Origin of the sequence: Streptomyces sp. NPDC018019, from assembly GCF_044327805.1 — a bacterium.
In the GTDB taxonomy this organism is placed as follows: domain Bacteria; phylum Actinomycetota; class Actinomycetes; order Streptomycetales; family Streptomycetaceae; genus Streptomyces.
Map to the genome: position 1 here is coordinate 33832 of NZ_JBIRGD010000007.1, position 26698 is coordinate 60529.

General features: G+C 72.6%; 29 protein-coding genes. 15 read left to right on the forward strand and 14 right to left on the reverse strand.

Annotation, left to right across the window (positions count from 1 at the left end):
- The first annotated feature begins 65 nt into the window (after positions 1-65).
- Positions 66-1025: a universal stress protein gene (locus ACH4FX_RS13975; protein WP_398478481.1), complete on the forward strand. Its 960-nt coding sequence runs from the start codon at positions 66-68 to the stop codon at positions 1023-1025.
- 218 nt (positions 1026-1243) lie between these two features.
- Here ACH4FX_RS13975 and ACH4FX_RS13980 read toward each other — a convergent pair whose 3' ends face one another.
- Positions 1244-1780 (reverse strand): GNAT family N-acetyltransferase, encoded by a 537-nt coding sequence (locus ACH4FX_RS13980; protein ID WP_398478483.1) that lies wholly within the window; start codon positions 1778-1780, stop codon positions 1244-1246.
- A 181-nt stretch (positions 1781-1961) separates the two neighbouring features.
- On the reverse strand, positions 1962-2639 hold the full coding sequence (locus ACH4FX_RS13985; protein WP_398478485.1) for a DedA family protein: 678 nt from the start codon (positions 2637-2639) through the stop codon (positions 1962-1964).
- A gap of 285 nt (positions 2640-2924) precedes the next feature.
- Between ACH4FX_RS13985 and ACH4FX_RS13990 the strand changes: the two genes are divergently transcribed.
- Positions 2925-3680 carry a superoxide dismutase family protein gene (locus ACH4FX_RS13990; RefSeq protein WP_398478487.1) on the forward strand — a complete coding sequence of 252 codons (756 nt, stop codon included), beginning with the start codon at positions 2925-2927 and terminating at the stop codon, positions 3678-3680.
- Positions 3681-3855: 175 nt separating this feature from the next.
- Here the strand turns inward: ACH4FX_RS13990 and ACH4FX_RS13995 are convergent, their stop codons facing one another.
- From ACH4FX_RS13995 to ACH4FX_RS14005, 3 genes are all read right to left on the reverse strand, one after another.
- On the reverse strand, positions 3856-4329 hold the full coding sequence (locus ACH4FX_RS13995; RefSeq protein ID WP_398478489.1) for a DoxX family protein: 474 nt from the start codon (positions 4327-4329) through the stop codon (positions 3856-3858).
- Between the two features lie 178 nt (positions 4330-4507).
- Positions 4508-6175, reverse strand: a complete 1668-nt coding sequence (locus ACH4FX_RS14000; protein WP_398478491.1) for an alkaline phosphatase D family protein — start codon at positions 6173-6175, stop codon at positions 4508-4510.
- Positions 6176-6360: 185 nt separating this feature from the next.
- On the reverse strand, positions 6361-7005 hold the full coding sequence (locus tag ACH4FX_RS14005; RefSeq protein WP_398478493.1) for an HNH endonuclease family protein: 645 nt from the start codon (positions 7003-7005) through the stop codon (positions 6361-6363).
- A gap of 208 nt (positions 7006-7213) precedes the next feature.
- On the opposite strand from ACH4FX_RS14005, the gene ACH4FX_RS14010 reads away from it, so the two are divergent.
- Both ACH4FX_RS14010 and ACH4FX_RS14015 read left to right on the forward strand, forming a co-directional pair.
- Complete coding sequence (locus ACH4FX_RS14010) at positions 7214-7972, forward strand: ABC transporter permease (protein ID WP_398478495.1); 759 nt, start codon at positions 7214-7216, stop codon at positions 7970-7972.
- 240 nt (positions 7973-8212) lie between these two features.
- A complete protein-coding gene (locus ACH4FX_RS14015; protein WP_398478497.1) occupies positions 8213-8794 on the forward strand; it encodes a TMEM165/GDT1 family protein in 582 nt (193 codons plus the stop codon).
- Between the two features lie 56 nt (positions 8795-8850).
- On the opposite strand, the gene ACH4FX_RS14020 is transcribed toward ACH4FX_RS14015, so the two are convergent.
- Both ACH4FX_RS14020 and ACH4FX_RS14025 read right to left on the reverse strand, forming a co-directional pair.
- Complete coding sequence (locus ACH4FX_RS14020) at positions 8851-9513, reverse strand: HAD-IA family hydrolase (RefSeq protein ID WP_398478499.1); 663 nt, start codon at positions 9511-9513, stop codon at positions 8851-8853.
- 181 nt (positions 9514-9694) lie between these two features.
- On the reverse strand, positions 9695-10759 hold the full coding sequence (locus ACH4FX_RS14025) for a peptidoglycan-binding protein (RefSeq protein ID WP_398478501.1): 1065 nt from the start codon (positions 10757-10759) through the stop codon (positions 9695-9697).
- A gap of 233 nt (positions 10760-10992) precedes the next feature.
- Between ACH4FX_RS14025 and ACH4FX_RS14030 the strand changes: the two genes are divergently transcribed.
- Positions 10993-13041, forward strand: coding sequence for a DHA2 family efflux MFS transporter permease subunit (locus tag ACH4FX_RS14030; protein WP_398478503.1), 2049 nt, complete (start codon positions 10993-10995; stop codon positions 13039-13041).
- A 93-nt stretch (positions 13042-13134) separates the two neighbouring features.
- On the opposite strand, the gene ACH4FX_RS14035 is transcribed toward ACH4FX_RS14030, so the two are convergent.
- Positions 13135-13677, reverse strand: coding sequence for a GNAT family N-acetyltransferase (locus ACH4FX_RS14035; protein WP_398478505.1), 543 nt, complete (start codon positions 13675-13677; stop codon positions 13135-13137).
- 123 nt (positions 13678-13800) lie between these two features.
- On the opposite strand from ACH4FX_RS14035, the gene ACH4FX_RS14040 reads away from it, so the two are divergent.
- Together ACH4FX_RS14040 and ACH4FX_RS14045 are read left to right on the forward strand one after the other, a co-directional pair.
- The gene (locus ACH4FX_RS14040) at positions 13801-14604 is read left to right on the forward strand and encodes a hypothetical protein (protein WP_398478507.1); all 804 of its coding nucleotides are present in this window, start codon (positions 13801-13803) and stop codon (positions 14602-14604) included.
- Complete coding sequence (locus ACH4FX_RS14045) at positions 14601-15185, forward strand: hypothetical protein (protein WP_398478509.1); 585 nt, start codon at positions 14601-14603, stop codon at positions 15183-15185. Before ACH4FX_RS14040 ends, ACH4FX_RS14045 begins: the two co-directional genes overlap by 4 nt.
- A gap of 22 nt (positions 15186-15207) precedes the next feature.
- Here ACH4FX_RS14045 and ACH4FX_RS14050 read toward each other — a convergent pair whose 3' ends face one another.
- Positions 15208-15540, reverse strand: a complete 333-nt coding sequence (locus ACH4FX_RS14050) for an antibiotic biosynthesis monooxygenase family protein (protein ID WP_398478511.1) — start codon at positions 15538-15540, stop codon at positions 15208-15210.
- Between the two features lie 68 nt (positions 15541-15608).
- Positions 15609-16103, reverse strand: a complete 495-nt coding sequence (locus tag ACH4FX_RS14055) for a DUF2000 family protein (protein WP_398478513.1) — start codon at positions 16101-16103, stop codon at positions 15609-15611.
- A 134-nt stretch (positions 16104-16237) separates the two neighbouring features.
- Between ACH4FX_RS14055 and ACH4FX_RS14060 the strand changes: the two genes are divergently transcribed.
- Positions 16238-16762 (forward strand): nitroreductase family deazaflavin-dependent oxidoreductase, encoded by a 525-nt coding sequence (locus ACH4FX_RS14060; RefSeq protein ID WP_398478515.1) that lies wholly within the window; start codon positions 16238-16240, stop codon positions 16760-16762.
- A gap of 177 nt (positions 16763-16939) precedes the next feature.
- Positions 16940-17203: a hypothetical protein gene (locus ACH4FX_RS14065; protein ID WP_398478517.1), complete on the forward strand. Its 264-nt coding sequence runs from the start codon at positions 16940-16942 to the stop codon at positions 17201-17203.
- A gap of 165 nt (positions 17204-17368) precedes the next feature.
- Here the strand turns inward: ACH4FX_RS14065 and proP are convergent, their stop codons facing one another.
- Positions 17369-18913 (reverse strand): glycine betaine/L-proline transporter ProP, encoded by a 1545-nt coding sequence (proP, locus tag ACH4FX_RS14070; RefSeq protein WP_398478519.1) that lies wholly within the window; start codon positions 18911-18913, stop codon positions 17369-17371.
- Positions 18914-19418: 505 nt separating this feature from the next.
- On the opposite strand from proP, the gene ACH4FX_RS14075 reads away from it, so the two are divergent.
- A complete protein-coding gene (locus ACH4FX_RS14075) occupies positions 19419-19985 on the forward strand; it encodes a superoxide dismutase family protein (protein ID WP_398478521.1) in 567 nt (188 codons plus the stop codon).
- A 106-nt stretch (positions 19986-20091) separates the two neighbouring features.
- Here the strand turns inward: ACH4FX_RS14075 and ACH4FX_RS14080 are convergent, their stop codons facing one another.
- Entirely contained in the window at positions 20092-20349 is a 258-nt protein-coding gene (locus ACH4FX_RS14080; RefSeq protein WP_398478523.1) for an ATP-binding protein, read from the reverse strand.
- Between the two features lie 241 nt (positions 20350-20590).
- Here ACH4FX_RS14080 and ACH4FX_RS14085 point away from each other — a divergent pair, with 241 nt between their 5' ends.
- The 3 genes from ACH4FX_RS14085 to ACH4FX_RS14095 are packed head-to-tail and all read left to right on the forward strand — an operon-like array spanning position 20591 to position 22663.
- Complete coding sequence (locus ACH4FX_RS14085; protein WP_398478525.1) at positions 20591-21409, forward strand: helix-turn-helix domain-containing protein; 819 nt, start codon at positions 20591-20593, stop codon at positions 21407-21409.
- Positions 21393-21668, forward strand: a complete 276-nt coding sequence (locus ACH4FX_RS14090; protein ID WP_398478527.1) for a DUF397 domain-containing protein — start codon at positions 21393-21395, stop codon at positions 21666-21668. Before ACH4FX_RS14085 ends, ACH4FX_RS14090 begins: the two co-directional genes overlap by 17 nt.
- On the forward strand, positions 21665-22663 hold the full coding sequence (locus ACH4FX_RS14095) for an aldo/keto reductase (RefSeq protein WP_398478529.1): 999 nt from the start codon (positions 21665-21667) through the stop codon (positions 22661-22663). Before ACH4FX_RS14090 ends, ACH4FX_RS14095 begins: the two co-directional genes overlap by 4 nt.
- Positions 22664-22749: 86 nt before the next feature.
- Here the strand turns inward: ACH4FX_RS14095 and ACH4FX_RS14100 are convergent, their stop codons facing one another.
- Positions 22750-23868 (reverse strand): CU044_5270 family protein, encoded by a 1119-nt coding sequence (locus ACH4FX_RS14100; protein WP_398478531.1) that lies wholly within the window; start codon positions 23866-23868, stop codon positions 22750-22752.
- Positions 23861-24589, reverse strand: a complete 729-nt coding sequence (locus ACH4FX_RS14105; RefSeq protein WP_398478533.1) for an RNA polymerase sigma factor — start codon at positions 24587-24589, stop codon at positions 23861-23863. Before ACH4FX_RS14105 ends, ACH4FX_RS14100 begins: the two co-directional genes overlap by 8 nt.
- An 81-nt stretch (positions 24590-24670) precedes the next feature.
- Here ACH4FX_RS14105 and ctaD point away from each other — a divergent pair, with 81 nt between their 5' ends.
- Positions 24671-26302 (forward strand): cytochrome c oxidase subunit I, encoded by a 1632-nt coding sequence (ctaD, locus tag ACH4FX_RS14110; protein WP_398478535.1) that lies wholly within the window; start codon positions 24671-24673, stop codon positions 26300-26302.
- A complete protein-coding gene (locus ACH4FX_RS14115; protein ID WP_398478537.1) occupies positions 26299-26652 on the forward strand; it encodes a hypothetical protein in 354 nt (117 codons plus the stop codon). The genes ctaD and ACH4FX_RS14115 overlap by 4 nt, the downstream gene beginning before the upstream one ends.
- The last annotated feature ends 46 nt before the right edge of the window (positions 26653-26698 follow it).

Consider the following 26698-nt stretch of genomic DNA (forward strand, 5'->3'; position numbering starts at 1 on the left):
CGCGCGGAGTAGGAGGATGGAAATAGTTGGGCATAGCACACGCTGGTGGTCGTATGGAGGCGTACATGGACACCCTGCCGGTCATCGTCGCGGTGGACGGATCCCCCGACAGCGAACGGGCGCTCCGCTGGGCGATCGAGGCGGCCCGGCTGCGCTCCGCGCCGCTCCAGGTCGTGCACGTCTGGCCGTATGTCACCACGGAGGGCCGCGCGGCGGCCGAATCCGGTATCGGCGACCCGGTCCTGGACGAACTGCGCAAGACGCTGGACGGGCGGGCCGACACGGCCGGTCTGCCGGGCGTCGAATTCCGCAGCCTCAGCGGACTCACCGACACGCTGCTGCCGGCCCTCGGCGCCGAGGCGCAGCTGCTCGTGCTCGGCTCGCGCGGGCGCGGCGGCTTCGCCAGCCTGCTGCTCGGCTCCAACGGCATGGCCTGCGCTGCGCATTCGGAGGGGCCCGTCGTGGTCGTACCGCGCCCGGACCGCGGCGACTCCGGGCCCGGCCCGGACGGTGAGCGGGTCCGCCCGACCCCGTCGCAGGTCACGCTGGGCGTCGACGCCTCGTCCGACGAACCCGGCGCGATCGGCTTCGCCTTCGCGGAGGCGAGCCGCCGCGACGCGCGCCTGAAGGTGGTCTCCGGTTACGCCTGGCCGATGCTGACACCGCCCTCGTTCGAATACCTGGCGGCCTATGACGGCACCCAGCGGGAGTACGAGAACGCGCTGGCCGAGCAGCTGACGCGGACGCTCGCGCCGTACCGCGAGCGGCACCCCGGGGTGCCGGTGACGGTGGAGCTGCGGAACGCGGACGCGGCCGGGCAGCTCGTCGAGGCGTCCCGGGACAGCGATCTGGTGGTGGTCGCCCGGCACCGCAGGCGCCTGCCGGTCGGCCGCCGGCTCGGCTCGGTCGCCCACGCCGTCCTGCTGCACGCGGTCTGCCCGATCGCGGTCGTACCGGAGGACACGGCACGGTCCGGCCAGCCGGAGCGGACCGGGGAAGCGGAGCAGGCGGCGGACGGCGAGTAGACCGAGGACGAGAGCCGTCCCGGGGAGCGCCCCGGCGAGGCGGGGCAGGCGGCGGACGGCGAGCCGACCGAGGACGAGAGCCGTCTCAGGCAGCACCCCGGCGAGGCTGAGCCGGCGGCGCACTGCGAGCAGGCCGCGCACCGGAGCCGACCCGGGAAGCGCCCAGGGAAGCGCCCCGGGGCCGAAGGCCCGCCCGGGAAGCAGCCCGGACAGGCGCCTCAGGCGATGCCGAACGCCTCCGCGTAGCGCACCGTGCCGCGCGGGGGCGTGCCGCCGTCCAGGGAGAGCGCCAGGAACGCCTCGTCCGGCCACTCCTGGGGCGGCAGGATGCCGAAGCGGGAGGCAGGCTCGAAGCCGAACCTGGGGTAGTAGGGCGGGTGCCCCAGCACGACGGCCGTCCGCTCGCCGGCGGCCCGGGCCGCGTCCAGCAGCGCCCGGATGACGGCGCTGCCCGCGCCCTGCTTCTGGTACGCGGGCAGTACGGCGCAGGGCGCCAGCGCGACGGCCGGTTCGGTGGCTATGTGACAGCGGGTGAGCAGTGCGTGCGCGGCGACGGGCGCGGGCGCCGCGCCGGACGCCGTGGCCCCGGCGGCGGGCTCGGCCACGAACGAGAGGCCCGGCAGCCAGGCCGCCGGGTCACGCCGCAGCGCGTCGACGAGGTCGGCCTCGCCGGTGGTCTCGAAGGCGGCCAGGTTGACCCGGCGGACGGCCGGAACGTCCTCGGGGGTCTCGGGGCGGCACTGCCAGATGTTCATGCCGCCATGGTCGCACCGGGGTCTGACAATCCGCCCCGGATTTTCCCCGCCGGGCCCGCGCCCACCCCTACCAGTCCACTCCACCCCGCCCCGCCGCGCTCTGGGCGGAATCCGGTCGGCCGGTAAGTGGCCGGTGCCCGGCGCCCGCGGCGGTGCCGCGACCCGCCCGCCGCGGCGGTGCTCAGTCGGTGCCCGGCATCGCGCCCGGCGCCGGGAAGGCCGCCGCCCGGCGCTCCGGCCGCCGCATCAGGAAGACCGCCGCCGACCCCGCCGCGAACAGTGCGAACACCGAGACGGCGGCGCTGATCCACGACGCGCCCAGCCACTGGCCGCCCACATAACCGAGGATCACCCCGTACGCGGCCCAGGCCAGCCCGGCCAGCGCGGACCACGGCAGGAACTCCCGGACCGTACGGTGCGCGACCCCGGCGCCCAGGCTGACCACCGAGCGTCCGGCGGGTGCGAAGCGGGCCAGGACGACGATGCCGCCGCCACCCCGGGTCAGCGCCGCGCCGAGGCGCTCCTGCGCCGCGGTCAGCCGGCGGGAGCGGGCGATGGCGCGGTCGAAGCGGTCGCCGCCGCGCCAGGCGAGCCGGTAGGCGACCAGGTCGCCGAGGACCGAGGCGGTCGCGGCGCACAGCACCAGGGCCAGCATCTCGGCGATGTGCACGTCCCCGCGTACGGCGCCGGAGACGCCCACCGCGCCGGCCGCGGTCCCGGTGCCCGCCGCCGTGGTGGCCGCGGTGATCACCAGGACGCCGCTGGGCAGGATCGGCACGAAGACATCGAGGAGTACGGAGAGCCCGACGATCGCGTAGACCCAAGGGGTGCCGCTCAGCGGCCCCAGGCTTTCCAACAACGTCCTTCTCCCGGTCCGAACCCCTGCCGCGACGTCGCATGGGCGGCTGGGGCGGCTGTACCGCCATACAGCGTACGCCTGACGTGCCCACGGTGACGTTCCGGGGCGCACGGTGTTGTTGGGTTCACACCGTCCCGAATCCGGCGCGGACGCCACTGTCACCCGTCTGCTGCTGCCGTGGCGCAAAAGAGCGCGGCATTGGGGATGTTATATGCCGAAACGCGCGCCTTGTGATTGCGGAAACAGGGTGCTCCGGAGCGGAACGGCACACGAATGGAGACTTGGATGCAGACGTTGAGGGAGTCATCGACGGCGTCGGGCGGTGCGGCGCAACCGGCCGCGGCGGGCGTACGGGCCGGCGGCGGCACGGTGCGGGCGAGGACGGCGGCCAAGGCGGCGGGCGCCTGTGCGGCGGTCCTCGCCACGGCGGGCGGGCTGCTGCTCGCGCCGGCGGCCGTGGCGGCGGACGGCGACAAGATCCAGAAGACCACCGTCGAGCCGGAGTACTCGGTGACGATCGCCGCGCAGTTCACGCGGCCGAACGGCGCGATGCTGAGCCACGCGCTCACCTACGACCCCAAGCTGGTGCCGGTGGGCTCCCGCGTGACGGTCAGCGAGCGCTCCGACAGCCGGCAGACCCGGGTCGGTCTGCGGGTGTCCGACCTGCGGGCGAAGCGCACCTACGGGGCGCACGTGCACACCGGTAAGTGCGGCGTCCGGCCGGAGGACTCGGGCCCGCACTACCAGCACCGCAAGGACCCGCGCACGCCGTCCGTCGACCCGGCCTACGCCAACCCGAAGAACGAGGTGTGGCTGGACTTCACGACCGACGCGCGCGGCGAGGGCTCCGCCTCGTCCCGGCACGCCTGGCACTTCCGGTCCGGCGAGGCGCGGTCCGTGGTGATCCACGAGCGGCGGACCGCGACCGGGCCCGGGGTGGCGGGGACCGCCGGCCGGGTGGTGGCGTGCTACACCGTGCCGTTCAACAACTCGAAGGAGGCCGGGAAGGCGGTCGCGGGCGCCCTGTCGAAGATCTTCTGACCGCGTCCCGGCCGCACGGCCCCAGGATGGACCCGGTGCCGGCCCGGCCGGACGGCCGGCACGGCGGGCCCGGTGTCACCCGGTGACACGTACCGCCCGTCCGAAGGAGCGGCGGCCCCCGGAAGGAATCCGGAGGCCGCCGCTCCGTGCCGTGGCACGGCCCGGGACCGGACCGTCAGACCGCGCTCGGCTCGCGCGGGGTGCCGGCCGGGGCCTCCGCCGGGCGCCGGGCGCCGAAGAACAGGCGGTCCAGCGACCAGACGCCCGGACCGGTGAAGACGAGCAGCAGGAACGCCCAGCAGAACAGCGCGGACAGCTCCCCGCCGTTCTGGAGCGGCCACAGGGCCGCGCCGGCGTGCGCGGAGAAGTACGCGTACGCCATCGAGCCGGAGCTGATGAAGGCGGCGCTGCGGGTGCCGAGGCCGACCATCACCAGGACGCCGCCGACGAGCTGGATGACGGCCGCGTACCAGCCGGGCCAGCTGCCCGCGGGCACGGTCAGCCCCTTGCCCATCGCACCGCCGAGGATGCCGAACAGTGAGGACGCGCCATGGCAGGCGAAGAGCAGACCCACGACGACGCGGAACAAGGAGAGGGCGTGCGGCTTGAATCGTTCGGTGAACTCGGTCACCGGAGACTGGGCGGACATGGCGGGACTCCTGCGGTTTCGGGGACGGGAACCGACAAGGGGACAGGTTAGGGAGACCTAATCGGTACTTGCAAGTTCAACATTTGGCCATATCCGGCCGTTGGCCGAAAGTGGTCATGGCCCGAAGTGCGCCCGCCCGGCCGCGAGGACGCCGGAGTCCCGGCCTCCGCCGGGCGGCTCAGGCGTCCTGGCCGCCCGTCAGCGGCTCGTCCCACACACAGGCCGGCCGGGTGCCGGCCTCGTCGCGCACCGCCTGCTCCAGCCGCAGCCGCGCCGTGCGCCCGTGCAGCGCCAGGGTCATCAGCTGGTTGCCGAACCACGGGCCGCCCGTGCGGCGCCAGCCGATCGGGGGCCGGGGCAGCCCGCCGTGCCGGGCCAGTGCGTGCCCCAGCCGGCGGCCGAGCCGGCTCCACCCGAAGCGGAAGCCCGCCCGCATGGAGGCGGGGATGCTGTTGTGCACGGGCGAACAGGTCAGCTGGAGCACCCGGCCGGCGGGCCGGGTGCCGTCGTACCAGTGCGGTTCGGCCACGTACGCGTGGTGCACGTCGCCGGACAGCACGCACACCGTCGCCGGTGCCGCGTCCCCCGAACCGGCCTCCGCGAGCAGATCGGTGAGCGCCGTGAAGGACTCCGGGAACGCCGCCCAGTGCTCCAGATCGGCGCGCTGCCGCAGCGACTCGCTCCAGCGCGCCCAGCGGGCGCCGCGCGCCCCGGCGCACAGCGCGGCGTTCCACCCCTCCGCGTCGTGGATCAGGTTCGGCAGCAGCCACGGCAGCGAACTGCCGATCAGCAGATGGTCGTAGGCGCCGTGGTCGGCCAGCACCGCCTCGCGCAGCCAGTCGGCCTCGGCCGGGTCGAGCATCGCCCGGTGCCCCTCCGCCAGGACGCGGTTGGCACGGGTGTCGACCATGACCAGGCGCACGCGGCCGAAGTCGCGGCGGTAGCTCCAGCGCGCGCAGGCCGGGTCGGCGTCGGCCGCGGCGGCGAACTCGCGCACCAGGTCCGTGCCGTCCGGCAGCGTACGGACCCGGCCGTACAGCTCGTCCTTCTCCAGCTCCGCGGGGGAGAGGTTGCCCAGGTGCTGGTACACCCAGTAGGACATCAGGCCGCCCAGCACCCGCTCCCGCCACCAGGAGGTGGCGCGCATCCGGGCCAGCCAGGCGGCGGAGGTGTTCCAGTCGTCTATGACGTCGTGGTCGTCGAAGATCATGCAGCTGGGGACGGTGGAGAGCAGCCAGCGCACCTCGGGGTCGAGCCACGACTCGGCATACAGGTGGGTGTACTCCTCGTAGTCCGCCACCTGCCGCCAGGGCGGCTCGGAGGTGTCGCGGCGGGCGGCGAGCAGCCGGGCGGTCGCGTCCGAGGTCTGGTCGGCGTACACCTGGTCGCCCAACAGGAGGAGCACGTCCGGGCGTTCGCGCTCCGGGTCGGCGGCGAGCGCCGCGGCGAGGGTGTCCAGGGCGTCCGGGCCGACCGGGTCGTGCGCGTCGGTGGGCGGCGCCGCCCAGCGGCAGGAGCCGAACGCCACCCGCAGGCGCTGGTCTTCCGGGTCGCCGCCCGGCGCCGCGGGCGTGCGGATCGTGCTCTCCGGGAAGCGGCTGCCGGGCGGCGGCCAGACCTGTTCGCCGTCCAGCAGGACCCGGTACGGGGTCTCGCTGTCCGGCGTCAGCCCGGAGACGGGTACCAGCGCGTAGTGGTGCCCGGCCACCTGCCACGTGCGCTCGGCGCCGCCGGCGCCGCTCTCGCACCGCACGTGCACCTCGCAGGGCCGGTCGGTCTCCACCCACACCGTCGCGCTGATCTCGTCCACGTACCGCAGCAGCGGCCCCAGGCGCAGCACGGCCATCGGCGATCCTCCCCCGTACGGGGCCGGTGCCCGTACGTGTGTGCTCAGAGGATAGGAGCCGGCCGCAGGGCGACGGGGCGGCTCCGGCCTCCTCACCGGAGAAAGACGGAGCCATCCGGTCGTACGGTTGCGCCACTCGGTCGGATGCCGGTCAACAGGTGATCAGAACCGGCCCCGGGGGTGGCTCAGCAGCGGTCCAGGATCTTCTTCAGCGCCGCCTTCTCGGCCCGGTCGGCGGTCAGTCCGTACACGTGCTTCACCGACACCCACATCCGCGCGTAGGTGCAGTGGTACGACGTCTTCGGCGGCAGCCACTCGGCCGGGTCCTTGTCGCCCTTCTCCTGGTTCACGTTGTCGGTGACGGCGATCAGCTGCGCGTGGGTGAGGTCGTTGGCCAGCTGCCGGCGGCGCTCGGTGGTCCACTGCCGCGCCCCGGACTTCCACGCCTCCGACAGCGGTACGACGTGGTCGATGTCCACGTCCGACGCCTTGGTCCACACGCCGTCGTCGTAGGCCGACTTCCAGGTGCCGCTGACCGAGGCGCACTTGCCGTCGGTCTGCACGTTCTCGCCGTCCCGCTTGAGCACGACCTCGCGTGTGTTGCAGTTCTTGCCCTGGTCGGACCAGTGCGGGAACTTGTCGCGGCTGTAGCCGTCCTGCGGCCCCTCGGCCTGTTCCTTGAGCTGCGCGAGGTACGCGCGCGCCGTGGCGGCGTCCGGCGGGGTGGGCGGTGCCGCCTGGGCGGGCTGGGTGCCGAGGACCAGCGTGCAGACGAGGGCGGCGGCGGATCCGGCGGCTACCGAGACACGACGCGCGTAGACCTTGGGCATCGGAACTCCCTTGCTGTGGGGGGAAGTCGGGTGCGGGACGCGCCCCATGGTGCTGCCGTGGGGTTACCGCGGGGCAGTCCTCAGGTAACAGAGTGGCGACATGCTCACGTCACTTCAAGGGGTTGACATGCCGTCATCCGCCCCCGGCGGGCCGGGATGTGGCCCGCGCGGGCGCATACGCCCCCCGGCGGGGCCCTACAGTGATCGCGTGCTGCTGCCGGTCAACGTCACCCTCGGGGCCGTTCTCGCCGTCCTGCTGGCCGCCACCGTGGCCGTCGCCGCGCTCGCGCGCCTCGACCACGCGCGGGCCATCGCCCTCGCCGGGCTGCGTGCCGCCCTCCAGCTCGCCGCCGTCTCCTACCTCATCGGCTGGGTCGTACGGTCCGTGCCCTGGCTGCTCTGTTTCCTCGTACTGATGTTCGCGGTCGCCGTACGGACCGCCGGCCGCCGGCTGACCCCGAACCGCAGCTGGTGGTGGGCGGCGGCCCCGCTCGCCGCCGGTGTCGTGCCGGTCGTCGGCGCCCTGCTGCTGACCGGCCTGGTCCCGCCGCGCGGCATCACCCTCATCCCCGTCGCCGGCATCCTCATCGGCGGTGCCCTGACCGCCACCGTCCTCGGCGGGCGGCGCGCGCTGGACGAGCTGGAGACGCGGCACGGGGAGGTGGAGGCGGGGCTGGCGCTGGGCCTGCTGGACCGGGAGGCCCGGATGGAGGTCGCCCGTCCGGCCGCGTCCGACGCGCTGCTGCCGGGCCTGGACCAGACCCGCACCGTGGGGCTCGTCACCCTCCCCGGGGCCTTCGTGGGCATGCTGCTGGGCGGCGCCTCACCCGTTCAGGCGGGCGCGGTGCAGTTGTTCGTCCTGGTGGCGCTGCTGGCCGTACAGGTGGCGGCCGTGGCGGTGGTGCTGGAGCTGGTGGCCCGCGGGCGGCTGCACCGCGTACCCTTGGCCACAGCAGAAGGGGAGTAGCTCTTCGCCGGACCGTCGACATACTGCCCGCCCGTCGGCCGCCACCGCCCAGGTGACAGGCCGCCCGCGGTGGGCCGGCGCCCGGAGCGCGGCAGGTGACCGGTGTCCCTGCCACGCCAGCGAGACCTTCGGCCGCAGTGTTTGCGTGGACACACGTCCGCGCAAGGGACGCTGCCGTGCCGAAGCGACCCCTTTTCCGGGCCCCTCGGCGCGGCCCGACCGAACGAGGTAAGACACCCCGTGTTCAGTTTCACCGTCGCCGCCGTCGTCTTCGGCGTCGTTTTCCTGGCCGAGCTGCCGGACAAGACCGCACTGGCCGGTCTGGTGCTCGGCACCCGCTACCGCGCTTCGTACGTGTTCGCCGGTGTCGCCGCGGCCTTCGCCGTGCACGTCGCGCTCGCCATCGCCGCGGGCAGCGTGCTGTCCCTGCTCCCGCACCGCCTCGTCCAGGCGGTCGTCGGCGTGCTCTTCCTCGCGGGCGCGGCGATCCTGCTCTTCAAGAAGGACGAGGACGAGGAGGAGGTCAGGAAGCCCGCCGACCAGAGCTTCTGGAAGGTCTCCGGGGCGGGCTTCATGATGATCCTGGTCGCCGAGTTCGGCGATCTGACCCAGATCATGACGGCGAACCTCGCCGCCCGCTACGACGACCCGGTCTCGGTGGGCGCCGGCGCGGTGCTGGCCCTGTGGGCGGTGGCGGGCCTGGGCATCCTCGGCGGGCGCACCCTCATGAAGTACGTGCCGCTCGCGCTGATCACGAAGGTCGCGGCGGCCGTGATGCTGCTGATGGCGGGGTTCAGCCTGTACGAGGCGGTCACGGGCTGAACGCGGACCCGGGGCGGGGGCGGGGCCACCGGCCGGTGGCCGCCCGTCCTGCCGGGTCAGCCGTCGATGTGCAGCGCGACCGACCCGTCCGCGAGCGCCTCGACCCGGACCTGGCGCAGGTCGCGTACGTGGGCGTCGGGGCCGAAGGCCGCGGCCCGCTCGCCGACGCCGACCACGCGCATGCCCGCGGCGCGCCCCGCCAGGATGCCCGCCTCGGAGTCCTCGAAGACCACGCAGTCCTCGGGCGCGTACCCCAGCTCGGCCGCGCCCTTGAGGAAGCCCTCGGGGTCCGGCTTGCTGGCGCTCACGGATTCCGCGGTGATCCGGACGTCCGGCATCGGCAGCCCGGCCGCGCCCATCCGGGCGTCGGACAGGGCGCGGTCGGCGGAGGTCACCAGGGCGTGCGGGAGCCGGGCGAGGGCCGCCATGAAGGCGGGCGCGCCGGGGACCGGCACGACGCCGTCCACGTCGGCGGTCTCCTGCTCCAGCATCCGGCGGTTGTCCTCGTGGTTGCGCTCCATCGGGCGGTCGGGGAGCAGCGCGGCCATCGTGGCCCAGCCCTGCCGCCCGTGCACCACCTTGAGGACCTCGGCCGCGTCGAGCCCCTGCTCGGCGGCCCAGCGGCGCCAGCAGCGCTCGACGACGGCCTCGGAGTTCACGATCGTGCTGTCCATGTCCAGCAACAGGGCGCGGGCTATGAGCGTGGTGGTGGCCGGCATCGGCGGGCTCCTGGGCGCTGAGGAAAGAGACAAGCGGCTCCGCCCGCCGGTCAGGGAGTGCGGGCGGAACCACTTTGTTCCTACACGATACAAAGAGCCTCCGCGCGAGGCCAACCGCCCCCCGGTCCGTACCGCCCGCGCCGCCCTCGTACCCGCCTTCCCGCCCCGCCTCCGGCCCGCCTCACGGCTCGACCGTCCGGGCCTCCAGCGATCTGCGGGTCTGCACCCCGTAGACGCCTGCCGGGTCCTCCCACAGTCCGTAAGTGCGCTGGAATACGGCGACCGATTCGCGTACGGCACGGCCGTAACGGCCATCCTCCGGCCCCGGGTACATGGCCATCTGCTCCAGCCGTCGCTGCAACTCCAGCACCTCCGGCCCGCTGGCCCCCTCCCGCAGCACGATCGGCTCGTCGGGCGGGCTGCTCGGCGTACGGCTGTCCGGCGCGCTGGTGATGCTGCCGGACGCCTTGGCGGTCCCCGGCGTCTGCGGGGCCGACGACGGGGTGCGCGACGGGGACGGCGCGCCGGACGGGCCGGGAGGCGGCTGCGCCGGGGTCGCCCGATGCGGCGTGTGTGTGGCGGTGGCGGAGGGCGGAGCGGCGCGGTGCCCCGGTGCACCGCCTCCTCCGGGGGCGCCAGCGCTGCCGCCCGGCGTCCGTGCGACGGTGGGCATGCTCCGGTGGCCGTCCGGCAGCGAGCGGTCCTGGTCCGTGTCGGACAGCAGCGTGCCGCTGAGCATCACCGCGCCCGCCGCCAGGGCCGCCGCGGAGACCGCCATGGCGGCCAGGCCCGCCTGCCTCCTGCGGCGGCGGGCGGCGCCATACGCCGCGGTTCCGCGCTCCTCGGTTCCGTCCTCCGCCCCGGAACCGGCGGAGGCACCGGCGTGCGGACCGCTGCCCGATCCGGCTCGCAGGCCACCGTGCACTCCGGCACGCGACCCGGCGTACGCGTCCGTCCGCACCCCGGAGCCCGGCCCCGCGCGGGACCCGGCACGCGCCCCCGCCCGGGTCCCGGCCGGCGGCACCGTACGGGAGCCGAACCGCGGCGCGGGGCGCGGATCGGGCCGCATCGCCTCCGCCGCGTCCTCCGGCGCCGCGTCCGCGCCGTCCGCCCCGTCCGGCAGTCGCACGTACGGACGCACCCGCAGCGGATCGAAGTCCTCGGCACCGGCCGCCTCGCACAGGCACCTCGTCCGGCCGTCGGCGCGCGCGGGTGCCGAGCAGTGCGGGCAGGTCTCAGCCGTCACGAGCGATTCCCCCTCCTGAAGCCCTCGATCGGTCAGTGATTATCCGGGTCCGGCCCCTCCCTGCACAGGGAGCAGCCGGGAGCCATCGGGCCACACGCCGCTCAGCAGGCCGTATCCGACCAAAACGATCAGGATGGAAGGAAGCCCGCGCGGGAACCCGGCCCCGCGCAAGCCCGGCCCCGCGCAGCCCGACGCGCGGGAGCCCGACCCCGCTTGGACGAAGAGAGACGCTCATGGCGCAGGACACCGGTGCTCCGGCCGTCCCCGGTGCGGGCCGGTCCCGGCGGACGGTCCTCGTCGCGATCGGCGCGCTGCTGCTCGGCCTGCTGATCGCGGCACTCGACCAGACCATCGTGGCCACCGCGCTGCCCACCATCGTCAGCGACCTCGGCGGCCTGGACCACCTGTCCTGGGTGGTCACCGCGTACCTGCTGGCCTCGACCGCCGCGACCCCGCTGTGGGGCAAGCTCGGCGACCAGTACGGGCGCAAGCGGCTGTTCCAGACCGCCATCGTGATCTTCCTGATCGGCTCCGCGCTGTGCGGCGTGGCGCAGGACATGCCGCAGCTGATCGCCTTCCGCGCGGTCCAGGGCCTGGGCGGCGGCGGCCTGATCGTGCTGTCGATGGCGATCGTCGGCGACATCGTGCCGCCCCGCGACCGCGGCCGGTACCAGGGCCTGTTCGGCGCGGTCTTCGGCGCGACCAGCGTCCTCGGCCCGCTGCTCGGCGGCCTGTTCGTGGACCACCTCAGCTGGCGCTGGGTCTTCTACATCAACCTGCCCATCGGGATCGTCGCGCTCGCCGTCATCGCCGCGGTGCTGCACATCCCGGTCCGCCGCACCCCGCACCGCATCGACTACCCGGGCACCTTCCTCATCGCCGCGGTCGCCGCGTGCTTCGTCCTGATGACCTCGCTCGGCGGCGTCAGCTTCGGCTGGGGCTCCTGGCAGATCATCGGCCTCGGGGTGCTCGGTCTGGTCCTGCTGGCGGTGTTCGTCGCCGTCGAGCGCCGGGCCGCCGAACCGGTCCTCCCGCTGCGCCTGTTCCGGCTGCGCTCCTTCACCCTCACCGCGGTGATCGGCTTCGTCATCGGCTTCGCCATGTTCGGCTCGATGACCTATCTGCCGACCTTCCTCCAGGTCGTCAAGGGCGTCTCGCCGACCATGTCCGGGGTGCACATGCTGCCGATGGTCATCGGCATGCTGCTGTCCTCGACCGGTTCCGGGCAGCTGGTCAGCCGTACCGGGCACTACAAGGTCTTCCCGATCGCCGGCACCGCCGTCACGGCCGTCGGGCTGCTGCTCCTGCACCAGCTCGGCCCGGCGAGCGGCACCGCCGTGATGAGCCTGTTCTTCTTCGTCTTCGGCTTCGGGCTCGGCCTGGTCATGCAGGTCCTGGTCCTCATCGTGCAGAACGCCGTCGACTACGAGGACCTCGGCGTCGCCACCTCCGGCGCCACCTTCTTCCGCTCGATCGGCTCCTCCTTCGGCGTCTCGATCTTCGGCACGGTCTTCGCCAACAAGCTGGGGCCGCGGATCGCCGACGCCCTGGCCGGCCGGGAGCTGCCGCCCGGCACCGACCCGTCGAAGATCGCGGAAGATCCGCGCACGGTCCGGCAGCTGCCCCCCGACGCCGCGTCCGGCGTGCTCGACGCCTACTCGACCTCCATCACCGACGTCTTCCTGTACGCGGTCCCGGTCGTGCTGATCGCCTTCGTCCTGGCCTGGTTCCTGCGCGAGGAACCACTGCGCCGCGGTGTCACCGCGCCCGACACCTCCGAGGTGCTCTCCTCGAACCCCGTACACCGTTCCTCGTACGAGGAGGTCTGCCGCGCGCTGTCGAAGCTGGGCAGCCTGGAGGGCCGCAAGGCGGTGTACGAGCGGATCACGGAGAAGGCCGGGCTGGACCTGAAACCGGCGGCGAGCTGGATGCTGCTGCGCATCAACCGGTACGGCTCGGTGGAGCCCGCCCTGCTCGCCGAGCGCAGCATCGTGCCGTTCCGCGTGATCGCCGAGGCGACCGTGCAGATCGAGGAACGCGGCCTGGCCGTACGGGAAGGGCTGCCGCTGATCCTCACCGACCAGGGCCGTGCGGTGGCCGAACGGCTGGCCGCCGCCCGCCACGCGTCGCTGGCCGAACTGCTCGGGGACTGGTGGACCGACGACCGGCCCACCGACCTGACGGAACTGGTCGACGAGCTGACGGCGGAACTGTGCGGCTCGGACGCGGAGAGCCCGCAAGGCGGCGAAACCCGGCGCCGGCACCCACCGGCGGCGCGCTGAACGGAGCCTCCGCGTGGCGGCGCGCCAAGTCGGCATCCGCCCGGTGACGCGCCGGGGCCTCCGCCCGGCGGCGCCCCAGAAGGCCCTCCGGCCTCAGCTCTCCGCCCCCGTCTCCGCCACCCTCTTCTCGAAGAACAGATCCGAGTACGGATCCTCCTTGTACGCGGGCACCTCCACGTACCCGTACGCCCGGTACATCGCGACGGCCTCCACCAGGTCGCTCCGGGTGTCCAGCAGGATGCGTCCGGCGCCCAGGTCCGCCGCGCGCTGTTCGAGGGCGCGCAGCAGGACGCCCGCCGCCCCCTTCCCGCGCCACGGCGCGCGGATGAACACCCGCTTCAGCTCCGCCGTACGCCCGCCGTCGAGGAGCAGCAGCCCGCCGCACCCGGCGGGCTCCCCGCCCCTGCGGACGATCAGCAACTCGCCGCCGGGCTTCACCAGTTGGCCCACCGGGTACTCCGCCACCCCCTCGTCGATCTCCTCGGGCGTGATCGGCGGCCACCCGTGCACCACGTGATAGCGCGCCGCGACCTCGGTGTAGTACTCGCGGAACAGGGCCGTGGCGACGGGGGAGTCGTCGGGCTCGGCCGAGAGGTGCCAGGTCCCGGGCAGGCGCCTGATTGCGGTGTCGGTCATGCTGGCATTGTGCCGGTGCGGGCCGGACCGTGCCCCCGGATATTCCCCGGTGCTCACCGCCGCGCCCGAACACCCGGCAACCAGGCGGTGTTTGGCGCCCGGGGCCGGGGCTACCCGGCCCATATGTCCATCACCCTGATCATCGTCCCCATCGTGGCCCTGCTCGTGATCGCCGCTCTGGTCCTCATGGCCCGCGCCAAGGTCGCCCGCAGCGGCAGCAGAGGGCTGCGGCGGCGTTTCGGCCCGGAGTACGAACGGGCCGTAGCCGTGCACGACGGCGACACCGCGGCCGCCGAACGCGAGCTGAACCAGCGGCTGGACCGGCACGGCGCGTTCCGCCCGCGGCCCCTCACCGCCGAACTGCGGCTCCAGTACGAGGAGCGCTGGGAGGCCGTACAGCGGCAGTTCGTCGACGAGCCCGAACAGGCCGTCGTCGAGGCCGACCTGCTGATCGGCCAGCTCGCCCGCGAGCGCGGCTACCCGGCCGACACCTACGACGAGCAGACCGACGCCCTCTCCGTCCACCACGCGCACGGCGTCCACGGCTACCGCAAGGCCCACGAGACGGCCGTACGCGCCCGGGCCAACCGCCCGGAGGACGCCGCCGGGACCGAGGAACTGCGTGAGGCCGTGGTGCGCGCGCGGGCGCTGTTCGACGAACTGCTCAAGGCCGGAACGGGCCGTTCCACCAGCGCGCACGGCTCCCGCGACCACGGCTCCCGCGACCACGGCTCCCGCGACCACGGCCGCGGCACCACGGGACACGGCCACTCGGACCCGGCCCACGACGGCCACGACCCGGCGTCCGGCCACCAGGCCCGCCGGCACCACAAGCCCACCGCCCGACGGCTCGGCGACCGGATGCGTCCCCCCTGGACGCACGGCCGCGGCCACGGGCACGACACTGCGGAAGGCGGTGCGCGATGAGTACCTACGAGGAACGCGGGACCGGTCCCGCCGAGACCCCCGAAGAGCGCGCGGCGAACGAGGGCATGCCGCCTCCGGAGCGCGGAGCCGCGGCGTACGAGGGCGCCCGTAGCGCGCAGCAGCCGACCGCCCCGCCGCCCACCACCACGTCCGGCGCCGCCGAGGGCACCCCCGGTGTGTACGCGGGCCTCCCCGGCACCGAAACCGACTACCCCGCGGGCACACCCGGCCGGTCCGGCACCCACGACCCGGCCACTTCGCCCGGCCCGTCCGGTACGGCGGAACCGTCCCGTACGCCTGGCGCGACCGGCCCCACCGAGCCCCTCCTCCCCGGCGACGCCCGGGACAAGCTGCGGCACCGGCTCGACCACGCCGTCAACGGCTTCGTCGACCGCCCCCGCGAGGCCGTACAGGAAGTCGACGGCCTCTACGAGGAACTGGCCGCCCTCCTCCCGGAGGCCCTGGCCGCCCGCCGCCGTGCCCTGCGCACGACCTGGGAGCAGGGCGACGCCGACACCGAACAGCTCCGCGTCGCCCTGCGCCACTACCGGGAGACCGCCCAGCGCCTGCTCGACTTCTGAGCAGCCCCGGCCACCCGGCCGCTCAGCCCTGACCCTTCGGCCCGGCCTGCTGCACCACCTCGAACGACCAGAGCGTGGACCCGGAAGCAGCGGGCTTGGGCCGCTCGCCGCCCTCCGCGCCACCAGCCTGGTGCGCGGCCTTCATCGGCCCCTCCATCCACGCCTGGAAGGACTCCTCGTCGCGCCAGCGGGTGTAGACGAGGTACTGGTCGGTGCCCTCCAGCGGGCGCAGCAGCTCGAACCACTCGAACCCGTCCGACGACTCCACGGAACCGGCACGCGCGCCGAAGCGCTTCTCCAGGACCTCCCGCTGCTCGGCGGGCACGGTCAGCACATTGATCTTCACGATGCTCATACCGGACATCGTGCCCCATGCCGTGCCGCAGGTGTCGGCCGGGCCGCCGACCGCCGTCGCGGTCCGGGTCAGGCGTGCAGTTTCAGGCCCTTGATGACCTTGTCGACCTGCTTGCGGGGGCCGTGGACCGCCAGGCCGGCCAGGTCGAGGTCGTCGGCGGCGACGGCGCGTACCGTCGCGCGGTTGTCGTCGTCGTTGCCGGTGGTGAACATGTCCGTCGTGTACACGGCGGTGGGCAGTTCCCGGGAGAGGGCGCGGGCGCGGGTACGGGACAGGCCGGCGGGGTCGGCGGTGAAGCACAGGACCGGCTCCCGCAGCAGCGCGAGGTAGTCGTTGCCCGAAGCGTCCTCGTAACGCTTGCCCATGATGTCGTCGGCGGCGTGGGCGATGCCGCTCGCCAGGAAGGCCGTGACGTTCAGTTTCTGCCAGGTGGCGAGGTCTTCGCGGACCACGATGGCGATCTTGGTGGGGAAGCGTGCGGCGGTCTCGGCAGCTGCGTCGGTGGCCGTTCCGGCAGGCGTCGTTGCGGACGGCTCCGTGGTCGTGGTCGTCTCCGTAGTCATGCGACCAGTGTCGGAGGGGCATGGCCGGACGTCTTGAACGCTGGTGCGCCGGGACGGAGCGGTCCGCCCGGAGCGTCTCAGCTCGGCCGGTTGCGTGCACTCCGGTTGTCGGTGGGCGGGGTTAGCGTCGGGGTATGTCGAACTCAGAAGCGGGACAGGGGCCGTCGGAGACGCCGCGGGCGGCGCGGCCGGTGAGACGTCCGGCGCGGCCGACCGGCTGGAAACGGTTCGCCTTCCGGGCCCCCATCCACCTCTACCGGCTCGGTCTCGGCGGCGTCTTCGGCAAGCGGCTGCTGCTTCTGGAGCACCTTGGCCGAACGTCGGGCAAGACCCGCCGGGTCGTCCTGGAAGTGGTGTCGTACGACCAGCAGGCCCGCACCTGGACGCTGGCCTCCGGCTTCGGTCCGCGCGCGCAGTGGTACCGCAATCTCCAAGCGCAGCCCCGGGCCACCATCCAGGTCGGCCGCCGCCGGTGTGCCGTCATCGCGCATTTCCTCTCCGCCGAGGAGGGCGGCCGGATCATGGCGCGATACGCGCCGAAGCACCCCAAGGCGGCCAGGTCGTTGACGGCGTACATGGGCTTCGAGGTCGACGGCACGCTGGAGGGCTACCGGCAGGCGGGGGAGCACATCCCGTTCGTACGGCTCGTGGAGCAGTGAGCTGAAGAGGCTCAACGGGGTGGCGGCGCTGCGGTAACGGCTGTGTCCGCTGTTGGGGTCGCAGCCGCCGGGGCGCCGGAGTGTGGCCGGGGCGGGGCGCCCGGTTCGCGCCAGCATGGCCTTCATCAGGGCGCGTGAGGGCGCGGCCGGTGAAGGAAAGGGAAGCCCTTGTACCCCATGCGGAAGTTGACCCGCGCCGCGGTGGTGGCGTTCTCCGCCGTCGGCACCGTGCTGGCCGCCGTCCCCGCCGCGTCGGCCTGCCCCGGGCACGACCACGCGGCGCGCGGCGAGAGCTGCCGTGTTGCGTTCACCAGCTTCTTCCCCTCGCCGTCCGGCGCGACCTCGGGGGAGGGGGTCTACGCGCACGGCCAGAAGGACCCGTCGGGGCGTACGTGTGACAACGGCGAGTGGGAGCGCCCGTACCGCCCGAGCGACACGTAACGAAGACATCGGGCGGTGCCTGGCCGCCCACCGGAGCGACTCGCGGCGGAGACACCACAACGCCTGTGCGCGGGGACGATGGTGTCCCCGCGCACAGGCGTTGTGTTCAGGTGTTGTTCAAGGCTGGTGCCGTCGGGTTGCTCAAGGCGACTGCCGCCGGGCGGGTCAGGCAGGCGACTCCGCGGCCACCCGCCGCTTCTTGCCCGCAGCCGGCTTCGACGCCGCGGCCTTGCGCAGCGCGCGCGCCTCGGACTCCGTCTCGACCGCCGGCGGCGACCCCGGCAGCGGCTTGCGCGCGCTCTCCGTCATCATCAGGACCGCGATCCCGCCGACCACGGCGGCGGCCATCATGTAGAACGCCGGCATCATGTTGTTGCCCGTGGCGCCGATCAGCGCGGTCACCACCAGCGGAGTCGTACCGCCGAAGACCGACACCGAGACGTTGAAGCCGATGGACAGCGAGCCGTAGCGCACCTTCGTCGGGAACAGCGCGGGCAGCGTGGACGGCATGGTGGACGTGAAGCACACCAGCAGCAGGCCGAGTACGGCCATGCCCAGCGCGATGCCGGCCAGCGAGCCCTGCCGGATCAGCAGCAGCGACGGTACGGACAGCACCAGGAAGCCGACGCAGCCGGTCGCGATGACCGGGCGGCGCCCGAAGCGGTCGGTGAGCCGGCCCGCGAAGGGCTGCACGCACATCATCACGACCATGACGGCCAGCACGACCAGCAGTCCGTGCGTCTCGTCGTACTTCAGCTCCGAGGTCAGGTAGCTCGGCATGTACGACAGCAGCATGTAGTCGGTGACGTTGAAGACCAGCACCAGGCCGACGCAGAGCAGCATCGTGCGCCACTGGCCGAAGACCATCTCGCGCAGGCCGATCCTCTTCTCGGCCTCCCGGCGCTCCTTCTCCTTGGTCCGCGCCTCCTGCTCCAGCTGCGCGAACGCCGGGGTCTCCTCCAGCCGCATCCGCAGGTAGAGGCCGATGATGCCCATCGGGCCGGCGACCAGGAACGGGATGCGCCAGCCCCAGGAGAGCAGGGCGTCGTGGTCGTGGCGGAAGAAGTAGGTCAGCAGCGTGACCAGGCCGGCGCCGCCCACGTAACCGGCCAGGGTGCCGAACTCCAGCCAGCTGCCCATGAAGCCGCGCTTCTTGTCGGGCGCGTACTCGGCGATGAAGGTCGAGGCGCCGCCGTACTCGCCGCCGGTGGAGAAGCCCTGCACCAGCCGGGCGACCAGCAGCAGGATCGGCGCCCAGACGCCGATGGAGGCGTACGAGGGGATCAGGCCGATCGCGAAGGTGCCGGCGGCCATCATGATCATGGTGATGGCGAGGATCTTCTGCCGGCCGATACGGTCGCCGAGCGGTCCGAAGACCATGCCGCCGATGGGGCGGACCAGGAAGGCCGCGGCGAAGGTGCCGAACGTCGACAGCAACTGCGCGGTCGGGTTGCCGGACGGGAAGAAGACCTGTCCCAGCGTTACCGCGATGTAGCTGTAGACGCCGAAGTCGAACCACTCCATGGCGTTGCCGACCGCGGCCGCCGAGACGGCTCGCTTGACCATGGACGGGTCGACGACCGTGACGTCGTTGCCGCCCCGCCTCCGCTTCTCCAATGTCTCCGGCGCGGCCGCGGCGGCCGGGCCGGTCGGATCGGGCTGGGGACCACCGCTTCGGGTCCGCGGTGCGACGGGTGACTGCGTCGGCACGTGCTCGCTCGCCTGCGCTCTCTGGGACGACTGCATGGAACACCCGCCGCGGCGGGTCCCGCCCGCCATGGCGTGACGGGCAAAGCTCGACCATAGGTGCAGAGCGGGTCATCACGGACAGTGCACAGTTGATCGCGTAAGCGTGGTCAACCCTGCTGCTTGCAGGGGAAACGGCGTCCCGAGGGTCTTTATCCGGCCTTTATGGATGTGATCCATCTCGCGGCGATCACCGCAACCGAATTGCCCTGTGTTGCACCACATATGCAGCGCACGGACCTGACCCTGCCCAGTCCTCACGGATGTATGCCACCCAGGCGAAAAGTTTTTTCACGGGGTCGCCGGACACCCCCGGACGACTCCCGGGCCACTTCGGGCCACCGCCGGTCCGACTCCCCGTGTGTCCCGCCGGCCGCCCCCCAAACCCGCCCTTCATAACTCCCCCGTGCACCCCGCTTGACCGGATACCCGGTTCCGGTCGCCGGACCGGGACGCCAGGGTGCGTCGCATGTCTATCGCTACGGCAGTGCTGACCGCATCACTGGCAATGGCGCCGGCCGCCGCGCCGGCCATGGGAGTGCAGTGCACCGGCGTGACCGTCCGCGCCCACTTCGGGGCGTCCCCGACAGGCGAGGCCGTCACGTACGACCAGGCGCTGGTACCCGAGGGCAGCCGGGTCACGGTCGTGGAGAAGCGGTATGGATCCGGCAAGGACGCCCGCACGGTCGTCTCCCTGCGCCTGTACGGGCTGGTCCCGGACCGTACGTACGGCGCCCACGTCCACACCAAGCCGTGCGGCCCGAAGCCGAACGACTCCGGCCCGCACTATCAGAACGTGCCCGACCCGGTGCAGCCGTCGACCGACCCCGCCTACGCGAACCCGCGCAACGAGGTATGGCTCGACATGACGACGGACGAGGACGGGCGCGGCGCGTCGGTCGCCAAGGTCGACTGGCACTTCCGCTACGGAGAGGCGCGTTCCGTCGTCGTCCACGAACACAAGACCCACACGGAACCGGGCCACGCGGGGACGGCGGGTGCGCGGCTGGGCTGCGTGAACGTACCGCTGGCCTGAGTCTGCGCCGGTAAGCGGGCGGCGCGGCAGTATGGCACTGCCGCGCCGCGGGATCGTCGCGCCCATCAAGCATCGGCCATCCGGGCACACCCCGCCACTCGGCCGGCTACGCCGGCGCGATCGACGTGCTCGGGATCTCTTTGTCCTCGCACTCGAACCACACGGTCTTGCCGACGCGGCCGGGGGCGGGGGTGACGCCCCAGCGGTCCACGACGGCGTCGAGGAGGACGAGGCCGCGGCCACGCTCGCCGAGACCGTCGGGCGACGGGCTCCGTACGGGAAGGCCGGGCGCGCCGTCGCTGATCTCGACGCGCATGCCGCCCGGCCGCCGCAGGATGAGGATCGTGCAGCGGCGATCGGGCACAGCCGTACGACGTTGGACAGCAACTCGGTGACGGCCAGCTCGGCCGCGTCCGTCAGCTCCGCCATGCCCCAGTCGGTGAGGTACGTCCGGACGATCCGTCGTACGTGCCGGGCCGAGTGCTCACCGATGGTGAAAGTCATCCACTTCATGCGTCCACAGTGCGATGGAGTGGCTACGCTGAGCTACGTACGGAAAGCAACCCGCCATGCCGTTGGCGGAGTTGATCAAGGGGGCGTGGCCCGTGGTGAACACCCTTGACCCTGCCGCATCGCCGCTCGACTACTACGGTGGCGAGCTGCGACGCTTTCGTGAAGCGGCCGGACTGACGCAGAAACAACTCGGCGCGATCACCAGCTACACCGGTTCGCTCATCGGCCAGATCGAGACGGCGCGGAAGGTGCCGACCTTCCGTTTCAGCGAGATCATGGACGCCGCGCTGGGCACGGGCGGAGCCCTGACCCGGCTGACCGAGCTGGTGCTGCGCAGCGAACTTCCCGCCTGGTTCCGGCAGATCGCGGAGCTGGAGGCGCGGGCGACGGAGATCTATGTGTTCCAGGCGCAGCTGGTGCACGGCCTGCTCCAGACGGAGGGGTACGCGCGCGCCGTGCTCGGCGTGATGGACCGGACGGACCTGGACCGCCGGGTGGCGGCCCGGCTGGCCCGGCAGCGCATTCTGGAGAAGGAGTACCCGCCGGTGCTGTGGATGATCTTGGACGAAGCGGTTCTGCACCGTGGCATCGGCGGAGCCGAAGTGATGCGCGGCCAACTGGCCCACTTGTTGAGTTTTCTGGACGACCCCCGGGTCAACGTCCAAGTGCTGCCTTTCACCGCGGGGGCACACGCAGGGCTCCCTGGCCCGTTCAACCTGTATCGCTTCTTGGATGACCCGACCATCCTCTACAGCGAGGACTACGAAATCGCTCATCCGACCGCCAACCCGGCCGAGGTCGCGGCGCGTTCGCTTCGATACGATCATCTTCAGGCCGCGTCCTTGTCTTTGCGCGACTCGGCTGAGTTGATCCAGCGCATGTTGGAGGAACGCTATGGAGATCTCCCCTGAGCTGACGGGTATCCGTTGGCGCAAGTCCAGCTTCAGCAGTGACACAGGTGGTGATTGCGTCGAGTGCGCTCCTCTCGGTGCCGCCCGCTGGCGCAAGTCCACCCACAGTGCAGATACCGGCGGCTCCTGCGTCGAGATAGCCTCCACCCCCACCCTCATCGCCATCCGCGACTCCAAGAACCCCGCCGGGCCGGCGCTCACGCTGCCCCCGGCCGCGTTCGCGGCCTTCGTGAGCGCCGTTGCGGACGGGCGGCTGTGAGGTACCGGCGGCTCGGGGCCGGAGGGCCCACCGTCTCGGCGGTCGGGCTCGGGTGCATGGGGATGTCCGTCGCGTACGGTCCCGCCGATCCGGCGGAGGCGCGGCGGGCGCTGGATGAGGCCGCCGCGCTGGGCGTGACGTTTCTCGACACCGCCGACGCGTACGGGCGTGGGGCGAACGAGGAGTTCGTCGGGGACTGGCTACGGCGGCGGGGCGCGCGCGGCGATGCCGTGCTCGCGACCAAGTTCGGGCTGCGGCACGACCCCGTGACCGGGCGGGTCGACGCCGTCGACACCTCACCCGCGTACGTACCGGTCGCCTGCGACGCCTCGCTGCGCAGGCTCGGCGTCGAGTACGTCGACCTCTATTACGCCCACCGCCGCGACCCGGCCGTACCGGTCGAGGAGACCGTCGGTGCGATGGCGGAGCTGGTGGCGGCGGGGAAGGTGCGGCATCTGGGGCTTTCGGAGGTCAGCCCCGAGACGCTGCGCAAGGCCCACGCCGTGCACCCCATCAGCGCCGTGCAGCTGGAGTATTCGCTGTTCACGCGGGACGTCGTGGAGGGTGGAATGCTCGCGACCTGTCGCGAACTGGGCATCGCCGTCGTCGCGTACTCGCCGCTCGGGCGCGGCATGCTCGCGGGCGCGCTCGCCTCGCGGGAGGAGTTGGGCGAGGCGGACAACCGGCGCCGCTGGCCGCGCTTCTCGGACGAGAACATCGAGCGCAACCTCGCGCTCGTCCGCGCGGTGCGCCGCGTCGCCGACGAGATCGGCGTACCTCCGGCGCGCGCGGCGCTCGCCTGGCTGCTGGCGCAGGGCGAGGACATCGTGCCGATCCCGGGCACCAAACGGGCGCGCTACGTGGCGGAGAACGCCGCCGCGGCCGACCTGACGCTCACCGCCGAGCAGGCGGCCCGGCTGCGTGCGGCGGTGCCCGCCGAGGCCGTGGCGGGCGCCCGCTACCCGCAGCAGGCGCTCGACCGGCTCGGCCACTGAGCACCGGTCCGGCCACTGAGCACCGGTCCGGCCACTGAGGACTGGACCCCGGCGGAGTCCCGGGCGCCCGGGACTCCGCGGCCGTCTCACGGCAGCCACGCCTCGTACGACAGCACGTCGCCCGACTTGATCTTGAAGTCGGGGAGGTCCTTCGTGAACGTCGTCTCCATGCCGAGGACCTGGCCGGTCTCCGGGTCGAGGATGACCAGTTGGAGCGTGCCGTCCATGGACCCGTCCGACGTGTCCTCGCCGTGGTACGCGTACGCCTGGCCGCGCCGGCCGAGCCGGTCGATGACCTGCCCGGCCGGGCGCAGGTCGCCCACCCGGGACAGCATCCGGGCCAGGGCCGCCGACTCGCGCGGGCCCGGGGTCCACTCCTGGAGGAACGAGGAGAGGGCCATCAGGAGGGGCTGCGTCTTGGTGCCGGCACCGCTGTAGAACGTGGCCAGGTAGGCGCGGAGTTCGTCGGGGTCGGCGGGCGGGCGCGCGGGCAGCGTGCCCGCACCGGTGGCCGGGTCGTCCAGCCGCGTGCCCGCCGGGTACGTCTTGCGGTGCAGCACCTTGCCGTCGTTGACGGTGCGCCACTCGCCGTCCGCGTCGTTGATCACCGGGCGGCCGGGGCGCTGCGGATCGGTGGCGACGACGAGTTCGGAGCCGCTGCCGTCCGGGTTCCAGCGGGTGATGCGCTCCTCGGGGACGGTGACCGGCGGCGCGGCGTCCGGGCCCGCCTGCATGCTCAGGTACCAGCTTTGGAGGTGGCTGCCGCGGTGCGGCTTGGGTGCGTCGTGCCGGGCACGGGCGTATGCCTCGGCGTTGCGCGCGACCTCGTCCAGCGGGAGGGCGGGCGCGTCGCGCTGCACGACGAGCGCGGTGGGGGAGGCCGCCGCCGGTGTCGTACCGGCGCCGGAGAAGGTGAGGGTGAGGACGGCGAGCACGGCGGCCGAGGCGGCGGTGGCGCCGATGAGGAGACGGCGGGTACGGCGGGGGCGGGGGGCGCGGGCGGGGCGCGCGAGCACCGGCGTGGGGGCGGGCTCACGCGCAGGCTTGAGCACGGGCGTGGACTCCGGCGCGGAACCCGGCGCGTCGCCGCTCATCAGCGCCGCCAGCCGCTGTTCGGCGCGCGCCGGCAGCGGGCGGTCGCGCCAGGGTCCCGCGTCGGACCGTGCGGGGTCGGCCTGCCGCAGCAGCTCCAGTTCGTCAGTCAAGGCTGCGGCCTCCGGTTCGGGTCGGCACCGCGGGTGCGGGCAGGGCTGGTCGTCGTGCGGTCGTACGGCGCGGGCGTGGAGGGGGCACCGGCTTCGGGTCCGCGGCCGGCCGTTCCGGCTTCGAGGCCGGTCCCGGCTCCGGCGCCGCCTTCTCCTTCCGGCGGAGGCGCTCGATCTGCGTACGGAGCCGGTTGCGGGCCCGGTGCAGCCGCATCGCCGCGGCGCTCTGGCTGCAGTCCAGGGTGACGGCCAGCTCCTGGAGGGTCAGTTCCTCCCAGGCGGTCAGGCGGAGCACCTCCTGGTCGGCGGGGGAGAGGCGGTCCAGGGCCTCGTGCACCCAGGAGCCCGGCCGCTCCGCGTCGGGGCTGTCCACGGTCTGGCGGCGGTGCGCGGCCTCGTGGTTGCCGAGGCGGTGCAGCAGGCGCCGGTAGCGGCCGAAGCCGCGCACCGTGTTGGACAGGCAGTTGCGGGCCACTCCGTACAGCCAGGGCAGCGGGGACTCCGGCAGTTCGGCGCGGCGCCGCCAGGCTATGGAGAAGACCTCCGCCACCACCTCCTCGACGTCGTCCGCCCGGCCGTCGTCCAGCCGGCGGGCGACGAACCGGCTGACCGCCCAGTAGTGCGCGCGGTAGGCGTCGGCGAAGGCTTCGTCGAGGCCCTTGCCGACGCCCTGGTCGGTGTCCCCGCCGGAGGCGTCGTCGGCGGCTGCGTCCTTGCTCATGATCTGTTGGTGTCCGGCACGCCTGAGATCTTCACACCCTCTCGCGGTGAAGTTTGCGCGGGCCCCGGACACCTACGGGGCATGAAGTCCAAGTCCCCCGTGAAGTGGCTGACGACCACCGACCACAAGACCATCGGCACGCTGTACCTGATCACCTCGTTCGCGTTCTTCTGCATCGGCGGGCTGCTGGCGCTGGTGATGCGCGCCGAGCTGGCCCGGCCCGGCCACCAGATCCTGTCGAACGAGCAGTTCAACCAGGCGTTCACGATGCACGGCACGATCATGCTGCTGATGTTCGCGACGCCGCTGTTCTCCGGTTTCGCCAACTGGATCATGCCGTTGCAGATCGGCGCGCCCGATGTCGCCTTCCCCCGGCTGAACATGTTCGCGTACTGGCTTTACCTCTTCGGTTCGCTGATCGCGGTCGGCGGTTTCCTCACGCCGCAGGGCGCGGCGGATTTCGGCTGGTTCGCCTACACGCCGCTCACCGATTCCGTGCATTCACCGGCGATCGGCGGTGACATGTGGATCATGGGGCTGGCGCTGTCCGGATTCGGCACGATCCTCGGTGCGGTCAATTTCATCACCACCATCATCTGCATGCGCGCCCCCGGCATGACGATGTTCCGTATGCCGATCTTCACCTGGAACGTGCTGCTGACCGGTGTGCTGGTCCTGCTGGCCTTCCCGGTCCTGGCGGCGGCCCTCTTCGCGTTGGAGGCGGACCGTAAATTCGGGGCGCACATATTCGACGCGGCCAATGGCGGCGCACTGCTGTGGCAGCACCTTTTCTGGTTCTTCGGCCACCCCGAGGTCTACATCATCGCGCTGCCGTTCTTCGGCATCATTTCCGAGGTCATCCCGGTCTTCTCCCGGAAGCCGATGTTCGGCTACATCGGCCTCATCGCCGCGACCATCTCCATCGCCGGTCTGTCCGTGACGGTCTGGGCGCACCACATGTACGCGACGGGCGGGGTGCTGCTGCCGTTCTTCTCGTTCATGACGTTCCTGATCGCCGTACCGACCGGCGTGAAGTTCTTCAACTGGATCGGCACGATGTGGCAGGGCAGCCTCTCCTTCGAGACCCCGATGCTGTGGGCCGTCGGCTTCCTGATCACCTTCACCTTCGGCGGCCTGACCGGCGTCATCCTCGCCTCTCCGCCGATGGACTTCCACGTCACCGACTCCTACTTCGTCGTGGCCCACTTCCACTACGTCATCTTCGGCACCGTCGTCTTCGCGATGTTCGCCGGCTTCCACTTCTGGTGGCCCAAGTTCACCGGCAAGATGCTGGACGAACGGCTCGGCAAGATAACCTTCTGGACCCTGTTCGTCGGCTTCCACGGCACCTTCCTCGTCCAGCACTGGCTGGGCGCCGAAGGCATGCTGCGCCGTATTCCCGACTATCTGGCCGCCGACGGGTTCACCACCCTCAACACCGTCTCGTCCATCTTCTCGTTCCTGCTGGGCCTGTCGATCCTGCCGTTCCTCTACAACGTCTGGAAGACCGCGAAGTACGGGGAAAAGGTGACGGCCGACGACCCGTGGGGCTGGGGACGCTCGCTGGAATGGGCCACGTCCTGCCCGCCGCCCCGCCACAACTTCATCTCCCTGCCCCGTATCCGCTCCGAATCCCCGGCCTTCGACCTGCATCACCCCGAGGTCGGCACACCGGAACTGGACCGGGAGAAGGAACGGGGTGCCCTGGTATGAGCGGAGGTACGCCGGTGAGCACGGCCGAGGCGATCAACGAGATCGAGGGATTTCTGCTCTGGGAGGCCGAGAAGGACCGGGCGCGGACCCGGGCCCGGGAATTCGGTGACCGGCTGCCGTGGCTGACGCGGGCGCAACGCGCGGAGGTCGAGCGGCAGTACCAGGCCGACCAGCTGGAATTCTCCCGTGCGTATCTCCGGCGGATCGCGGCCCGCAGCGGAGAACTGCGCGCGGAGTACGAGGGCGTGTACCGGGAACTGCGGCGCCGGCTGATCACCGGCTTCCTGGCCGCGGCGGTGGTGCTGGTGGGCGGCGCGGTTACGGTCGCCGTTGCCCTCACCGGCGGGTGAGGGCAACGGGCTGACGACGGCCGGGGACGTCCGCGGCTGAGGGGGC

What these genes read in the sequence shown, in the direction of transcription:
- ACH4FX_RS13975 (WP_398478481.1), top strand. Translation starts at nt 66, where the DNA reads ATGGACACCCTGCCGGTCATCGTCGCGGTGGACGGATCCCCCGACAGC.
- ACH4FX_RS13980 (WP_398478483.1), bottom strand. Translation starts at nt 1,780, where the DNA reads ATGAACATCTGGCAGTGCCGCCCCGAGACCCCCGAGGACGTTCCGGCC.
- ACH4FX_RS13990 (WP_398478487.1), top strand. Translation starts at nt 2,925, where the DNA reads ATGCAGACGTTGAGGGAGTCATCGACGGCGTCGGGCGGTGCGGCGCAA.
- ACH4FX_RS13995 (WP_398478489.1), bottom strand. Translation starts at nt 4,329, where the DNA reads ATGTCCGCCCAGTCTCCGGTGACCGAGTTCACCGAACGATTCAAGCCG.
- ACH4FX_RS14000 (WP_398478491.1), bottom strand. Translation starts at nt 6,175, where the DNA reads ATGGCCGTGCTGCGCCTGGGGCCGCTGCTGCGGTACGTGGACGAGATC.
- ACH4FX_RS14005 (WP_398478493.1), bottom strand. Translation starts at nt 7,005, where the DNA reads ATGCCCAAGGTCTACGCGCGTCGTGTCTCGGTAGCCGCCGGATCCGCC.
- ACH4FX_RS14020 (WP_398478499.1), bottom strand. Translation starts at nt 9,513, where the DNA reads ATGCCGGCCACCACCACGCTCATAGCCCGCGCCCTGTTGCTGGACATG.
- ACH4FX_RS14030 (WP_398478503.1), top strand. Translation starts at nt 10,993, where the DNA reads ATGGCGCAGGACACCGGTGCTCCGGCCGTCCCCGGTGCGGGCCGGTCC.
- ACH4FX_RS14035 (WP_398478505.1), bottom strand. Translation starts at nt 13,677, where the DNA reads ATGACCGACACCGCAATCAGGCGCCTGCCCGGGACCTGGCACCTCTCG.
- ACH4FX_RS14040 (WP_398478507.1), top strand. Translation starts at nt 13,801, where the DNA reads ATGTCCATCACCCTGATCATCGTCCCCATCGTGGCCCTGCTCGTGATC.
- ACH4FX_RS14045 (WP_398478509.1), top strand. Translation starts at nt 14,601, where the DNA reads ATGAGTACCTACGAGGAACGCGGGACCGGTCCCGCCGAGACCCCCGAA.
- ACH4FX_RS14050 (WP_398478511.1), bottom strand. Translation starts at nt 15,540, where the DNA reads ATGAGCATCGTGAAGATCAATGTGCTGACCGTGCCCGCCGAGCAGCGG.
- ACH4FX_RS14055 (WP_398478513.1), bottom strand. Translation starts at nt 16,103, where the DNA reads ATGACTACGGAGACGACCACGACCACGGAGCCGTCCGCAACGACGCCT.
- ACH4FX_RS14060 (WP_398478515.1), top strand. Translation starts at nt 16,238, where the DNA reads ATGTCGAACTCAGAAGCGGGACAGGGGCCGTCGGAGACGCCGCGGGCG.
- ACH4FX_RS14065 (WP_398478517.1), top strand. Translation starts at nt 16,940, where the DNA reads ATGCGGAAGTTGACCCGCGCCGCGGTGGTGGCGTTCTCCGCCGTCGGC.
- ACH4FX_RS14075 (WP_398478521.1), top strand. Translation starts at nt 19,419, where the DNA reads ATGTCTATCGCTACGGCAGTGCTGACCGCATCACTGGCAATGGCGCCG.
- ACH4FX_RS14090 (WP_398478527.1), top strand. Translation starts at nt 21,393, where the DNA reads ATGGAGATCTCCCCTGAGCTGACGGGTATCCGTTGGCGCAAGTCCAGC.
- ACH4FX_RS14105 (WP_398478533.1), bottom strand. Translation starts at nt 24,589, where the DNA reads ATGAGCAAGGACGCAGCCGCCGACGACGCCTCCGGCGGGGACACCGAC.
- ctaD (WP_398478535.1), top strand. Translation starts at nt 24,671, where the DNA reads ATGAAGTCCAAGTCCCCCGTGAAGTGGCTGACGACCACCGACCACAAG.
- ACH4FX_RS14115 (WP_398478537.1), top strand. Translation starts at nt 26,299, where the DNA reads ATGAGCGGAGGTACGCCGGTGAGCACGGCCGAGGCGATCAACGAGATC.